12 protein-coding genes are annotated in these 14,657 nt (G+C 53.0%); 8 read left to right on the top strand and 4 right to left on the bottom strand.

Annotated elements, in window-relative coordinates:
* Positions 1-24: 24 nt before the first annotated feature.
* Together GUC46_RS14995 and wrbA are read right to left on the bottom strand one after the other, a co-directional pair.
* Positions 25-252: a YccJ family protein gene (locus GUC46_RS14995; RefSeq protein WP_003036015.1), complete on the bottom strand. Its 228-nt coding sequence runs from the start codon at positions 250-252 to the stop codon at positions 25-27.
* 20 nt (positions 253-272) lie between these two features.
* Positions 273-869: an NAD(P)H:quinone oxidoreductase gene (wrbA, locus tag GUC46_RS14990; RefSeq protein ID WP_003832057.1), complete on the bottom strand. Its 597-nt coding sequence runs from the start codon at positions 867-869 to the stop codon at positions 273-275.
* Between the two features lie 386 nt (positions 870-1,255).
* Between wrbA and GUC46_RS14985 the strand changes: the two genes are divergently transcribed.
* The 3 genes from GUC46_RS14985 to rutR all read left to right on the top strand — a co-directional run bounded on the left by GUC46_RS14985 (position 1,256) and on the right by rutR (position 3,202).
* Complete coding sequence (locus GUC46_RS14985) at positions 1,256-1,429, top strand: general stress protein (protein ID WP_003036022.1); 174 nt, start codon at positions 1,256-1,258, stop codon at positions 1,427-1,429.
* A gap of 161 nt (positions 1,430-1,590) precedes the next feature.
* Positions 1,591-2,505 (top strand): DMT family transporter, encoded by a 915-nt coding sequence (locus tag GUC46_RS14980; RefSeq protein ID WP_160180451.1) that lies wholly within the window; start codon positions 1,591-1,593, stop codon positions 2,503-2,505.
* Between the two features lie 58 nt (positions 2,506-2,563).
* The gene (rutR, locus tag GUC46_RS14975; protein WP_003036026.1) at positions 2,564-3,202 is read left to right on the top strand and encodes an HTH-type transcriptional regulator RutR; all 639 of its coding nucleotides are present in this window, start codon (positions 2,564-2,566) and stop codon (positions 3,200-3,202) included.
* On the opposite strand, the gene GUC46_RS14970 is transcribed toward rutR, so the two are convergent.
* Positions 3,199-3,591, bottom strand: coding sequence for a lysozyme inhibitor LprI family protein (locus GUC46_RS14970; RefSeq protein WP_160180449.1), 393 nt, complete (start codon positions 3,589-3,591; stop codon positions 3,199-3,201). The genes rutR and GUC46_RS14970 overlap by 4 nt on opposite strands.
* A 59-nt stretch (positions 3,592-3,650) precedes the next feature.
* On the bottom strand, positions 3,651-7,613 hold the full coding sequence (gene putA / locus GUC46_RS14965; RefSeq protein ID WP_160180446.1) for a trifunctional transcriptional regulator/proline dehydrogenase/L-glutamate gamma-semialdehyde dehydrogenase: 3,963 nt from the start codon (positions 7,611-7,613) through the stop codon (positions 3,651-3,653).
* A 422-nt stretch (positions 7,614-8,035) separates the two neighbouring features.
* Here putA and putP point away from each other — a divergent pair, with 422 nt between their 5' ends.
* From putP to phoH, 5 genes are all read left to right on the top strand, one after another.
* Positions 8,036-9,544 (top strand): sodium/proline symporter PutP, encoded by a 1,509-nt coding sequence (putP, locus tag GUC46_RS14960; protein ID WP_032936247.1) that lies wholly within the window; start codon positions 8,036-8,038, stop codon positions 9,542-9,544.
* A 212-nt stretch (positions 9,545-9,756) separates the two neighbouring features.
* On the top strand, positions 9,757-10,590 hold the full coding sequence (efeU, locus tag GUC46_RS14955) for an iron uptake transporter permease EfeU (RefSeq protein WP_003036041.1): 834 nt from the start codon (positions 9,757-9,759) through the stop codon (positions 10,588-10,590).
* A 58-nt stretch (positions 10,591-10,648) separates the two neighbouring features.
* Positions 10,649-11,776: an iron uptake system protein EfeO gene (gene efeO, locus GUC46_RS14950; RefSeq protein ID WP_044700715.1), complete on the top strand. Its 1,128-nt coding sequence runs from the start codon at positions 10,649-10,651 to the stop codon at positions 11,774-11,776.
* Positions 11,777-11,781: 5 nt separating this feature from the next.
* Positions 11,782-13,065, top strand: coding sequence for an iron uptake transporter deferrochelatase/peroxidase subunit (gene efeB / locus GUC46_RS14945; RefSeq protein ID WP_087879502.1), 1,284 nt, complete (start codon positions 11,782-11,784; stop codon positions 13,063-13,065).
* 522 nt (positions 13,066-13,587) lie between these two features.
* A complete protein-coding gene (gene phoH / locus GUC46_RS14940) occupies positions 13,588-14,376 on the top strand; it encodes a phosphate starvation-inducible protein PhoH (protein ID WP_003036052.1) in 789 nt (262 codons plus the stop codon).
* The last annotated feature ends 281 nt before the right edge of the window (positions 14,377-14,657 follow it).

Below are 14,657 nucleotides of genomic sequence, written 5' to 3'. Positions count from 1 at the left end.
CGTGTTCGCGGGGGAGTCTGAGCGCTAGACGTTTTTACGTTCGATAGTCTGTTCACCCCAAAAGAGCGAATCTTTGTCTGTTTTTTCAAAGGCTTTGATGAGTACCTCATCGCTACCTTCTTCCCAAATTTTTTCCGCCAGTTTCTCGTCATAATGTGCGACTTCAAAAATGGCTTCGGCTATTTCCGGCGATGTATTGCGCAGACTTGCCCATTCGCCGACGCGATGGGCTTTCGCTTCTTGAGTTGGCATTCGAATCCTCCTGTTGAAGATTAGCCGTTGAGTTTTACTGCCAGACCTGCGACATATTCACCCTGATAGCGGGCGATAGATAATTCTTCCTGACTTGGCTGGCGGGAGCCGTCGCCTCCGGCAATGGTGGTTGCACCGTAAGGGGTACCGCCGCGAACTTGAGAGACATCAAACAGCTCTTGCGCCGCGTAACCGATAGGCACAATCACCATCCCATGGTGGGCAAGCGTAGTCCAGGTTGAGGTAATGGTTTGTTCCTGACCGCCGCCGGTTCCCGTTGAGCTGAATACGCTGGCGAGTTTGCCGTACAGACCACCAGAGGCCCACAGCCCGCCAGTCTGGTCGAGGAAGGTGCGCATCTGACCGGACATATTGCCAAAGCGCGTGGGGGTACCAAAAATGATGGCGTCGTAATCAGCCAGTTCTTGCGGGGTTGCGACTGGTGCGTTTTGTGTTTTGCCGCCAGCCTTAAGGAAAATCTCAGGCTGCATGGTCTCTGGTACGCGCTTAATAATCACTTCCGCGCCATCTACCTTATTTGCGCCTTCTGCGACTGCATGGGCCATAGTTTCAATGTGTCCGTACATGGAATAATAAAGCACCAGAACTTTTGCCATTTTACACTACTCCTCGAGTTAACCGTGTCCGTAGCGACTCGCTACCTACCTTTAAAGATATGACGTACTGCCAGGAGTGCAAATTTCACAATCACTTCTTTGATTTATAACAATTTTTATAACAACCTGCTTTGTAGCAAAATGATACATATTTAACTGGGTTGAATTCGGTAGTCATAAGAAAGACTTATTGATTTCTTAGGGTGATTATTTCTTTGGCACTCCTGATCCTGTTGCAGGATATTACAGTTTGCATCTGCCCAGTCCACGCTTCACTATGCTTAATCCCACGCAGTTATTTTCAGGGCCTCGCCCTTCACGCTGCGTGAGGTATCACTCCTCAGTACCTATGCAATATGATGTCTAATCAATGACGGAGGTCAGTAATGGCAAACCATCGGGGCGGTTCCGGCAACTTTGCGGAAGACCGCGAAAGAGCATCAGAAGCAGGTCGAAAAGGTGGCCAGCACAGCGGGGGAAACTTTAAGAATGACCCGCAACGCGCTTCAGAGGCAGGCAAAAAAGGGGGCAAAAATAGCCACGGCAACAACAAATCGTAATTGTCGGGCTATCTGTCAGATATGTCGTGACGGATGAGCGTCAGAGACAGACTTTACGTAGCCACCGCCGCCGGATCCTTCCGGCGGTTTTTTTTGTCTGCAAGGTTGAACTGTAACAAAACGCAACGCAGACTAATGACATTCAGTTAATCGGGTGTCTCATGTCATTACTCTCTCGTTATTCCTTTTCTGTTAAACCTCAGGAAGCGATCCTCATTGTGATCACTATGTTCTGGGGTGGCACGTTTCTGGCGGTGCAATATGCCGTTACCCTGAGCGGGCCTTTTTTCTTTGTCGGTGTGCGTTTTGCCACTGCCGCGCTGGCGGTCGCGATTTTGTCGTTACACACACTGCATAAGCTGACATGGCTGGAAGTCAAAGCAGGGGTTGTAATCGGTATCGCCATTGCGCTGGGCTATAGCCTGCAAACCTGGGGGCTACAGTTTATTCCCAGCAGTAAATCGGCGTTTATTACCGCGATGTACGTTCCGTTGGTACCGCTTTTACAATGGCTGTGTCTGGGGCGCATGCCTGGACTGATGCCGTGCGTCGGTATTGTACTGGCCTTTATCGGATTGATTTTTCTTGCCGGACCGGGAGGCAATTTACTGGCTTTAGGCGAAGGTGAGTGGATCACGCTCGCCGGTGCGGTGGCGATTGCGGCAGAAATTATCCTGATTAGCGCGTGGGCGGGAAAAGTGGATGTACGGCGGGTAACGGTAGTGCAACTGGCAACTGCTTCGATAGTGGCGTTTATTGCGATGGGACCAGCCGGTGAGACCGTACCTCCAATGTCTACCGGATTGCTGGTGGTGGCTCTGGGGCTGGGGATTTTCAGCGCGATTATTCAGGTCACCATGAACTGGGCGCAGCGTAGCGTTTCGCCGACGCGCGCGACGGTTATTTATACCGGTGAGCCAGTGTGGGCGGGGATCTTTGGCCGTCTGGCGGGTGAACGCTTACCGCTACTTGCATTGCTTGGTGCGGCATTCATTATTGTTGGCGTGCTGGTCAGCGAGCTGAAGTTCAAAAAGAAAAAAGCGCAGCCGCAAGAGGCGCCTCCGGAATCGCTTTAATTTAACCATTCACCGCGTGATTTGATATGCTGACGCCCTCACAAGAAGGAGAGGGCGCATGGTCCAACGCGCAGAGAAAAAAACAGGTAAGCGTTCGCAGGCCGTCAGTGCAAAACGCCAGGCCATATTAACCGCGGCATTAAATATCTTCTCCCAATATGGGATCCACGGCACGCGCCTGGAGCAGGTGGCAGAGCAGGCGGGCGTGTCAAAAACCAATTTACTTTATTACTACCCGTCAAAAGAGGTGCTTTATATCGCCGTTTTACGGCAGATCCTCGACATCTGGCTGGCTCCATTGAAAGCTTTTCGCGAAGACTTTGCGCCGCTGGTGGCCATTAAAGAATACATTCGCCTTAAGCTGGAAGTGTCGCGCGATTACCCTCAGGCATCACGGCTGTTTTGTATGGAGATGCTGGCCGGAGCGCCTTTATTGATGGCAGAATTGGAGGGGGATCTCAAAACGCTAATTGATGAGAAATCCGCGCTGATTGCCGGTTGGATCAAAAGCGGAAAACTGGCTCCTGTCGATCCGCATCATCTGATTTTTATGATTTGGGCTTCAACTCAGCACTACGCCGACTTTGCCCCACAGGTAGAGGCGGTGACAGGCGCAACGCTGCGTGATGAAGCCTTTTTTAACCAAACGGTCGAGAGCGTACAGCGGATGATTATTGAAGGGATCCGCGTGCGTTAACTGGCCGGTGGTAACGGGCAGCTTAAATCGCCTTCTTCACACTGCAAGAGCGAGGCGAGAAACGCTTCGCGCTCGTTGGTCTTATCCGTCAGGCACTGGCTGGAAATCATCGCCTGAACGCTACCGCCTTCGGTGCCAGAACTGAGTAATGCACAGTCCGCATCGCGCAAAGTTATCCAGGATATTTGCGCTTTTTTCAGCAAATCGCGCTGGGTTGGAGCGGCGCGCTTCAGCGCATTCTGATAAGTTTCATTAAGTTTGGCGTCGGCCGCCTTATACTGCTCTGCCGCACAGGTGTTCATCTCCATCTGCGTGTTCGCGTTGGCGCAGTCATCCGCCAGCGCCTGGCCGCTCAGCAGCGCTGCACATGTCAGTACGATTCGTTTCATGCTTCCCTCTGGCTTCATAAAAAAAGGCCCCGTTACCGGAGCCTTAATTAACCACAACCTTAGCCGATTGTCATCAGGCTGGCGTTCCCGCCAGCTGCGGCGGTGTTGACGCTCAGGGAGCGTTCAATGTACAGCCTCTCCAGCAGAATATTGCTCTCGCCACGGGCAAAGCCCTGGAGCGACACAATCGCCCCTTCGCGGGCCGCCACTGCTTCACACAGTGCGCGAAGCTGATCGGAATCGCCGTGGAAAATAACGGCATCAAACGGCTGCGTGGCGATGTTGTCCGCTTTAGCAAATTGAATGCGCCCGGAGACCGCGGCTGGCAGGCGTTTTGCCAGGTCGCGATGGAACGTATCATCTGGCCACAGGATTAAGCTACCAACGGAAGTTACAGCGGCAACCTGGACCAGTGCGTCCTGTTCATCATCGGCGATACATAGAACGCGTTCACGCGGCAACAGCGTCCAGGTATTGCGCTCGCCGGTGGGTCCTGGCAGCAGGCGTTGCGTTCCGGCCTGCGCCAGTTCGCCAAACTGCTGGCAGAGCGTACGCAGTGCTGGACGGTCGGTTGCCCATTCGCTGAGCGCTTCCAGCGGTTGAACGAGTGCGGCTTTAAGCTGCGCATCGACCGGGTAGTCTGCATCCTGGCGGGCAAGGGTAATGCCTAACGCATTTTCCGGACGGTTTGCCAGCAGGCGGTACAGATACAGCGGCCCACCCGCTTTTGGCCCGGTTCCTGACAAGCCTTCGCCACCGAATGGCTGCACTCCGACGACGGCGCCGACCATATTGCGGTTAACATACAGGTTCCCCACATGTGCTGAGCCCGTGACCTGGGCAATGGTTTCGTCGATACGGGTGTGTACGCCCAGCGTCAGACCGTAGCCGGAGGCATTAATTTGCTCAATCAGGCTGCCCAGATTATTACGGGTGTAACGCACGACGTGCAGTACCGGACCAAACACCTCTTTTTGTAATTCATCGAAGCTTTCCAGCTCAATAAGCGTCGGGGCGATAAAGGTACCGGTTTGCCATTCCCGCGCATCGTCGCTATTTTCGCGCACGGCCTGGAACACCGGACGCCCTTTGGCGCGCATGGCCTGAATATGGCGCTCAATATTGGCTTTGGCTTCTTCATCGATGACCGGTCCAATATCGGTGGTCAGGCGGCCCGGGTTACCCATGCGGCATTCCGCCATCGCGCCGCGCAGCATTTTCAGCGTATGGTCGGCTACATCGTCCTGCAGACATAGGACGCGAAGAGCGGAGCAGCGCTGCCCGGCGCTGTCAAAGGCAGAAGCCAGGACGTCGACCACCACCTGTTCCGTCAGCGCGGAGGAGTCGACGATCATGGCGTTCATCCCGCCGGTTTCGGCGATAAGCGGGATTGGACGTCCCTGAGCATCCAGGCGGGTCGCGATATTGCGTTGCAACAGCGTGGCAACTTCCGTTGAGCCAGTAAACATGACGCCGCGTACGCGCTCATCGGAAGTGAGCTGCGCCCCGACCGTTTCGCCCTGACCAGGCAACAGTTGCACCACGCCTGGCGGTACACCTGCTTCGAGTAAAATGGCAATACCCTGGGCGGCAATCAGCGGGGTTTGTTCCGCGGGTTTTGCCAGCACGCTGTTGCCCGCCGCCAGCGCGGCGGCAATCTGCCCGGAGAAAATAGCCAGCGGGAAGTTCCAGGGGCTGATACAGACTACCGGCCCTAACGGACGATGGGTTTCATTATCGAAGTCATCGCGGACCTGACCGGCATAATAGTGCAGGAAGTCTACCGCTTCGCGCACTTCCGCAATGGCGTTGCTGAAGGTTTTACCTGCTTCGCGCACCAGAATGCCAATCAATTGCTGCATCTGGCCTTCCATCAGAACGGCGGCGCGATGCAAAATAGCGGCGCGCTCTTGCGGCGGTGTGGCGAACCAGATCGGCGCGTTATTTACAGCATTCTGCAATGCCTGTTCCACTTCGCTGTGAGTCGCTTCTCGCACGTAACCGACAATGTCTTTCGGTTCGGCCGGGTTGACGACTGGCGTCATTTCACCGTCAGCAACCGGATGTTCGAGTATTGGCTTAGCGTGCCATTTTTGCAGTGCGCTGTTGAGCAGGGCGGAGGACAGTGAGGCCAGACGATGTTCGTTAGCTAAATCCAGCCCGCCTGAGTTTTCGCGGCCTTTACCGTACAGGTCACGCGGCAGGGCAATCTTCGGATGTGGCAGACCAGCCTGGCCTTCCTGCTGCGCCAGTTTTTCAACGGCTTCGACCGGGCAGGCTACCAGTTCATCCAGCGGCAGGGTAGTGTCTGCAATGCGGTTGACGAATGAAGTGTTGGCGCCGTTTTCCAGCAGACGACGCACCAGATACGCAAGCAGCGTTTCATGCGTGCCTACCGGTGCATAAATGCGGCATGGACGGTTCAGTTTGCCATCGGCAACTTTACCGGTGACCTGCTCATATAGCGGTTCGCCCATACCGTGCAGGCACTGGAACTCGTACTGACCCGGATAGTAGTTTTGACCGGCTAACTGATAAATCGCCGCCAACGTATGGGCGTTGTGGGTGGCGAACTGCGGGTAGATCAGATTCGGTACCGCAAGCAGTTTTTTCGCACAGGCCAGATAGGAAACGTCGGTGTACACCTTACGGGTATAGACCGGATAACCTTCCAGACCGTCCATTTGCGCACGTTTGATTTCGCTATCCCAGTAGGCGCCCTTAACCAGGCGGATCATCAGGCGACGGCGGCTGCGCGTGGCGAGGTCAATCAGGTAGTCGATAACATACGGGCAGCGCTTCTGGTAGGCTTGAATAACAAAGCCGATACCGTTCCAGCCCGCCAGTTCAGGTTCAAAACACAGTTTTTCCAGCAGATCGAGGGAGATCTCCAGTCGGTCTGCCTCTTCAGCATCGATATTGATACCGATGTCGTACTGGCGGGCCAGCAGAGTAAGTGACTTCAGGCGCGGATAGAGTTCATCCATCACGCGGTCATACTGCGCGCGGCTATAACGCGGATGCAACGCCGACAGCTTGATAGAAATGCCCGGCCCTTCATAAATGCCGCGACCATTTGAGGCTTTACCAATGGCGTGGATTGCCTGTTGGTACGAAACCATATAAGCCTGGGCATCAGCGGCGGTTAGAGCCGCTTCACCCAGCATGTCATAAGAGTAGCGGAAACCTTTTTCTTCCAGTTTACGCGCGTTAGCCAGCGCTTCGGCGATAGTCTCTCCGGTGACGAACTGCTCGCCCATCAAGCGCATTGCCATGTCGACGCCTTTACGCACCAGTGGTTCACCGCTCTTGCCGATAATACGGTTGAGTGAGCGTGAAAGGCTGGCTTCATTATGCGTAGAAACCAGACGACCGGTAAACAACAGCCCCCAGGTCGCTGCGTTGACGAAAAGTGACGGACTGCGTCCAATGTGCGACTGCCAGTTGCCGTTGCTGATTTTGTCGCGGATTAACGCATCGCGGGTTGCCTTATCAGGAATACGCAGCAAGGCTTCCGCCAGACACATCAGCGCGACGCCTTCCTGTGAAGAAAGGGAGAATTCCTGCAATAAACCTTGTACCATCCCGGCGCGGCCACTGGCGGTCTTCTGGTTACGCAGTTTGTCGGCCAGGCTGTACGCCAGCTTGTGCGCTTGCTCAGCGATGGGTTGCGGCAGACGAGCCTGCTCCATCAGCATCGGCACTGCGTCGGTTTCGGCGCGGCGGTACGCGGCGGTGATTGCTGCGCGGGAAACTGACTGCGGCAGGATCTGTTCGGCAAATTCCAGGAAAGGCTGATGCGCTTCATTCTGCGGCGTGGTTGACTCCTCACCCTCATTCGCGGCACCCGCCAGCAGGGCCGGTAGTTCAGGAAGCGCGTCGTCGTTTTCCAGTCTTTCGAGATAATTAAAGATGGCTTGTTTGATCAGCCAATGTGGCGTGCGATCGATTCGTGATGCTGCTGTTTTAATACGCTCGCGAGTGGCGTCATCCAGCTTAACCCCCATCGTGGTGGTTCCCATGCCGTTTACTCCTGTTGTACTGAAATACGGGTCTGATAGTTACCGAGAAATATCCACTATGTTGCAACTTTGTGCAACCGTGTTAAATGTGACTTGGTTTGCAAGCTTGGAAATGAATGAAATGTTAATAAATGTGAGTCTTATGATGTGGGCTGTAAAAATTACAGAATCTTTTTCTCTGCGGTAGTTAACACTTTTAAAAGGTGCAACCGAAAAAAATGTGAGAGAGTGCAACCTACAGAAAAATGCTATCTACTCTGGATCAAATTTGATGTAAATGGTGTGTTAAATCGATTGTGAATAACCATCGCTTCCGGCAGGATACGGTCGCCCTGGTCAACATAGATATCTTTGCCACGTTCCGGCAGGGTAATAAAACGGCAAGCCACGGCATTGCTGATACATAATTTTGGAGAGTTTTGATGGCTATTAGCACACCGATGTTAGTGACATTCTGTGTCTATATTTTCGGCATGATATTGATAGGGTTTATTGCATGGCGTTCAACCAAAAACTTTGACGATTACATTCTGGGGGGACGCAGTCTGGGTCCGTTCGTGACCGCGTTATCCGCTGGGGCATCTGACATGAGCGGCTGGTTGCTGATGGGTCTGCCTGGCGCAATTTTCCTGTCGGGCATTTCAGAAAGCTGGATCGCCATCGGCCTTATTTTGGGTGCCTGGATCAACTGGAAGCTGGTGGCCGGACGTTTACGCGTACACACCGAATACAATAACAATGCGCTGACGTTACCGGATTACTTTACCGGTCGCTTTGAAGATAAAAGCCGAATTCTACGTATTATCTCCGCGCTGGTTATTCTGCTGTTTTTCACCATCTATTGTGCTTCAGGGATTGTGGCAGGGGCGCGTCTGTTTGAAAGCACCTTTGGCATGAGCTACGAAACAGCACTGTGGGCGGGCGCGGCCGCGACGATCATTTACACCTTTATCGGTGGTTTCCTGGCAGTAAGCTGGACCGATACCGTCCAGGCCAGCCTGATGATCTTCGCCCTGATCCTGACGCCGGTGATGGTTATTATTGGTGTGGGTGGGTTCGAGGATTCGCTGGAAGTGATTAAACAAAAGAGCATTGAGAACGTGGACATGTTCAAAGGGCTGAATTTTGTTGCCATCATTTCCCTGATGGGCTGGGGTCTGGGCTACTTTGGTCAGCCGCATATTCTGGCGCGCTTTATGGCTGCAGATTCCCACCATAGCATTGTTCATGCTCGCCGCATCAGTATGACCTGGATGATCCTTTGTCTGGCGGGTGCCGTGGCTGTGGGCTTCTTTGGTATTGCTTACTTTAACAACAACCCGCAGCTTGCCGGTGCCGTTAACCAGAACGCCGAGCGTGTGTTTATTGAACTGGCGCAAATCCTGTTTAACCCGTGGATTGCCGGTATTCTGCTGTCTGCGATCCTCGCTGCGGTTATGTCGACCCTGAGCTGCCAGCTGCTGGTGTGCTCCAGCGCAATCACCGAAGACTTGTACAAAGCATTCCTGCGTAAAAATGCCAGCCAGAAAGAGCTGGTATGGATTGGCCGCATCATGGTGCTGGTCGTGGCGCTGGTGTCCATCGCGCTGGCGGCGAACCCGGAGAACCGCGTGCTGGGTCTGGTAAGCTACGCCTGGGCGGGCTTCGGCGCGGCGTTTGGCCCTGTGGTTCTGTTCTCGGTAATGTGGTCGCGTATGACCCGCAACGGCGCGCTGGCAGGGATGATCATCGGTGCGGTGACGGTAATCGTCTGGAAGCAGTTCGCCTGGCTGGGTCTGTATGAAATTATCCCGGGCTTTGTTTTCGGCAGCATCGGTATTGTGGTCTTCAGCCTGTTGGGTAAAGCACCTTCAACTGCTATGCAGCAACGTTTTGCCGAGGCTGACGCGCATTATCACTCAGCTCCGCCATCGCGTTTACAGGCAGAATAATTTATCTCCTGTCCCTGAAGCCCGCCGTGCGCGGGCTTTTTATTGCGCCCCCGCAAACCTGCATAACCATTACCCGTCTAACTGTTTACATTAAGTCATCATTCTCAAAACATTCTGCTTGAGTTTTTCTTTGCTGTAATGATAATCACTATCACTGTAATTTACTTTTCTTTTCATCAATTGACCGAGAATAACGTTTAAGGGTTCTTCGCATGTTTGTTCCATTTCTAATTATGTTGCGCGAAGGGTTAGAGGCCGCGCTGATTGTCAGCCTGATTGCCAGCTACCTGAAACGGACTCAGCGTGGTCGATGGATTGGTGTGATGTGGATTGGTGTTCTGCTGGCGGCGGCATTATGCCTGGCGTTAGGGATTTTCATCAACGAAACCACCGGTGAATTTCCGCAAAAAGAACAGGAGCTGTTTGAAGGCATCGTGGCGGTCATTGCCGTGGTGATCCTCACCTGGATGGTGTTCTGGATGCGTAAAGTTTCCCGCAACGTCAAAGTCCAGCTTGAACAGGCTGTCGATAACGCGTTGCAACGCGGTAATCATCACGGCTGGGCGCTGGTGATGATGGTCTTTTTTGCTGTTGCGCGAGAAGGGCTGGAATCGGTGTTCTTCCTGCTGGCGGCATTCCAGCAGGATGTAGGCATCTGGCCGCCGTTAGGCGCGATGCTGGGACTGGCTACCGCAGTGGTACTGGGATACCTGATTTACCTCGGCGGCATTCGCCTCAACCTCGGGGCGTTCTTTAAATGGACCAGCCTGTTCATTTTGCTGGTAGCTGCCGGTCTTGCCGCTGGGGCGATCCGCGCTTTCCACGAAGCCGGGTTGTGGAATCATTTTCAGGATGTGGCGTTTGACCTGAGCAGTGTGCTGTCGACGCATTCGCTGTTTGGCACATTGATGGAAGGCATTTTCGGCTATCAGGAAGCGCCAAGCGTCAGTGAAGTCGCTGTCTGGTTTATCTACCTGATTCCGGCGTTGATTATGTTTGCACTACCGCCGCGTTCAGGCACTACGGCATCGCGTACCGCACCTTGATAAAAACGCGATGCAGAATACTTTTTAGTTACAACATACTTATTTATAGGGATAGGTTATGACGTTTAATTTTCGCCGTAGTGCGCTGCAGTTGGGTATTGCCGCGCTGTTTGCATCCGCTTTTTCTGCACAAGCCGCCGATATTCCGCAGGTGAAAGTCACGGTTAACGACAAACAGTGTGAACCGATGACGATCACGGTTAACGCCGGGAAAACGCAGTTCATCATCCAGAACCACAGCCAGAAAGCGCTGGAGTGGGAAATTCTTAAAGGCGTTATGGTGGTTGAAGAGCGCGAAAACATTGCACCAGGTTTTAGCCAGAAAATGACCGCTAACCTGCAGCCTGGCGAATATGATATGACCTGCGGTCTGTTGACTAACCCGAAAGGCAAACTGATCGTAAAAGGCAGCGCAACGGCGGATGCCGCACAGAGCGATGCTCTGCTGAGTCTGAGCGGCGCGATTACCGAGTACAAAGCCTACGTGACGGCTGAAACCGCGCAACTGGTGGCGGGCACTAAAGCCTTCACTGATGCAATTAAAGCCGGTGATGTGGAAAAAGCGAAATCGCTGTATGCGCCAACCCGTCAGCATTATGAGCGTATTGAACCGATTGCTGAACTGTTCTCCGATCTCGACGGCAGCATCGATGCGCGTGAAGATGATTATGAGCAAAAAGCCGCCGATCCTAAATTCACCGGCTTCCACCGCCTGGAGAAAGCGCTGTTTGGCGACAATACCACCAAAGGAATGGATAAATACGCCGACCAATTAAATAGCGATGTTCTTGACCTGCAAACGCGTATTAGCGAGCTGGCTTTCCCACCGTCTAAAGTTGTTGGCGGGGCTGCAGGACTGATTGAAGAAGTTGCTGCCAGCAAAATCAGTGGGGAAGAAGATCGCTACAGCCATACCGATCTGTGGGATTTCCAGGCGAACGTCGATGGCGCGCAGAAAATTGTCGATCTCCTGCGTCCTCAGTTACAAAAATCCAATGCTGAGCTGCTGGCAAAGGTGGATGCGAACTTCAAAAAGGTCGATACCATTCTGAGCAAGTACCGTACCAAAGACGGTTTTGAAACCTATGACAAACTGACTGATGCCGATCGTAATGCGCTGAAAGGGCCAATCACGACGCTGGCGGAAGACTTGTCGCAATTACGCGGTGTTCTGGGTCTGGATTAAGCACTATGCAGCAAGATAATGAAAACGGCGTGAGCGAACCGTCACGCCGACGTTTACTGAAAGGGATGGGCGCCCTGGGTGGGGCGCTGGCGCTGGCGGGTGGGTGTCCGGTTGCCCACGCGCAAAAACCAAAAAGCGCGCCGGGAACGCTGTCTCCGGATGCGCGTAGTGAAACGCAGCCGTTTTATGGTCAGCATCAGGCGGGGATCCTAACGCCGCAGCAGGCATCAATGATGCTGGTGGCATTCGATGTTCTCGCCAGCGATAAGGCCGATCTTGAGCGTTTATTCCGGTTGTTGACTAGCCGATTTGCGTTTCTGACCACCGGTGGACCGGCACCGGATACGCCCAATCCGCGTCTCCCTCCTATGGATTCAGGTATCCTCGGCGCTTACATTGCGCCAGACAACCTGACGATGACGTTGTCGGTTGGTTCATCGCTGTTCGATGAACGTTATGGCCTGAAACCGCAGATGCCGAAAAAGCTGCAAAAAATGACCCGCTTCCCGAATGATTCGCTGGATGCGGCGCTGTGCCATGGCGATTTGCTGCTGCAGATTTGTGCCAACACCCAGGACACTGTCATCCACGCGTTGCGCGATATCATTAAACATACGCCCGATCTCCTCAGCGTGCGCTGGAAACGTGAAGGGTTTATTTCTGACCACGCAGCGCGCAGCAAAGGCAAAGAGACCCCGGTCAACCTGCTTGGCTTTAAAGACGGCACCGCGAATCCGGACGCTACGGATGCGAAGTTGATGCAAGACGTGGTGTGGGTGACGGATGGGCAGGACGAACCTGCCTGGGCGCAAGGTGGCAGTTATCAGGCCGTCAGGCTCATTCAGTTCCGCGTTGAGTTCTGGGATCGTACGCCGCTGAAAGAGCAGCAAACGATTTTTGGTCGTGATAAACACACCGGCGCGCCGCTGGGCATGCAGCATGAGCATGATGTGCCTGACTATGCCAGTGATCCTGAAGGTGAGGTGATTGCGCTCGACAGTCATATCCGCCTGGCAAACCCGCGCACGAAAGAGACCGACTCGAGCCTGATGATGCGTCGTGGCTACAGTTATTCGCTCGGTGTGACTAATTCTGGTCAACTGGATATGGGGCTGTTGTTTGTTTGCTATCAACACGATCTGGAAAAAGGATTTTTGGCGGTGCAGAAACGTCTGAATGGTGAAGCGCTCGAAGAGTATGTCAAACCGATTGGTGGGGGATATTTCTTTGCTTTGCCGGGTGTTAAAACTGCAGACAATTATCTGGGACAGTCTCTGCTCGAAGCCTGATGATTATGCCCCGCAGTACAGCGGGGTTTTTCCTGATATCTTGATGAAGGAACAAATTATTTTTTATGATCGGTATGCGACTGAAATAATTCTGTCATCTCTCTGCAAGAGACTGTCTCTGGTGATAAGATAGAATTTAAGTTAACAATAAGTAAAAATATTGTTGCGTTAGCGAAAGGTTATGATGTAATTATAAGTAATAGCGGTAGTTCCCGGCGGTGATAGTCATTCACTATGGAGATCGCGAATGGAAAAGTCCTGCATTGGACATGTTTTTCACAATAGCAGCAGTACCCTACGCGGACATTTCTCTTCCGGTAGCCTCCTCGTCACCGCTAAATCTCTCTCTCATTCACTTCTTCTCCTTGTAACTGACGCCCTGTACGGTGCGCGTAGCCGTGTGTGGCGTCTTATCCGAAAGCAAGCAATGGCTTACAAGGAAGCCAACCCTCAGATGTTCGTGCGCATAATCGTGTCGCCAACGGCGCGTGTGATGTATACCTACAACTCAAGGTGCTATCCATGGGAAGACAAAAAGCAGTGATCAAAGCTCGTCGTGAAGCAAAACGTGTGCTGAGGCGGGATTCGCGTAGTCATAAGCAACGTGAAGATGAATCGGTCACCTCGCTTGTGCAGATGGGCGGCGTAGAAGCGATCGGTATGGCGCGTGATAGTCGCGATGCCACGCCAATCACGGCGCGAAATGAGGCTCAGGCGCACTACCTGAATGCTATCGAGAGTAAACAGCTGATCTTCGCCACCGGTGAAGCCGGGTGTGGTAAAACCTGGATCAGCGCGGCAAAAGCAGCAGAGGCCCTGATCCATAAAGATGTGGACAGGATCATTGTAACCCGCCCAGTTCTGCAAGCTGATGAAGACCTCGGCTTCTTACCTGGGGATGTTTCCGAGAAGTTCGCTCCCTATTTTCGCCCCGTGTATGACGTTCTGGTGAAACGGCTGGGAGCCTCCTTCATGCAATATTGCCTGCGACCTGAGATTGGTAAGGTGGAAATCGCACCGTTCGCCTATATGCGTGGACGTACATTTGAAAATGCAGTGGTCATTCTTGACGAGGCTCAGAACGTCACTGCTGCGCAAATGAAGATGTTTTTAACCCGCCTCGGGGAGAATGTGACGGTGATTGTGAATGGGGATGTGACCCAGTGCGATCTACCTGCGCACGTTCGCTCAGGGCTAAGCGATGCGCTGGCCCGTTTCGAAGAAGATGATATGGTTGGGATCGTTCGTTTCAATAAAGACGATTGCGTCCGCTCGGCGCTCTGTCAGCGGACGCTCAACGCTTACAACTGATAAGTACTCCGTCTTCAAGGCCCGGGAAACCGGGCTTTGTTATTTGTGTGTTGTTAAGTAAATTTTAGAAATTGAAATAGTATGCTCTGATGAAATAGAACATCGAAAACGAGTAGAAACCAGGATATCTGAAGTCGAGGGGGAACCTTGCCTGACTTGAGATATGTCAAAGGTTTGATTTATGAACTGTGGAATAGAGAACACCTTATTTTAGACTCATGCGTTTATCCAGTGATGAATGCGTCTCGCGGATCAGCGACCCGTTGAGCTCACAGCACTCA

Source organism: Citrobacter sp. LUTT5, assembly GCF_009905315.1.
Classification (GTDB): Bacteria; Pseudomonadota; Gammaproteobacteria; order Enterobacterales; family Enterobacteriaceae; genus Citrobacter; species Citrobacter freundii.
Note: the sequence above shows the minus strand (reverse complement) of the source record. Positions and strands in the feature narration are given on the sequence as shown.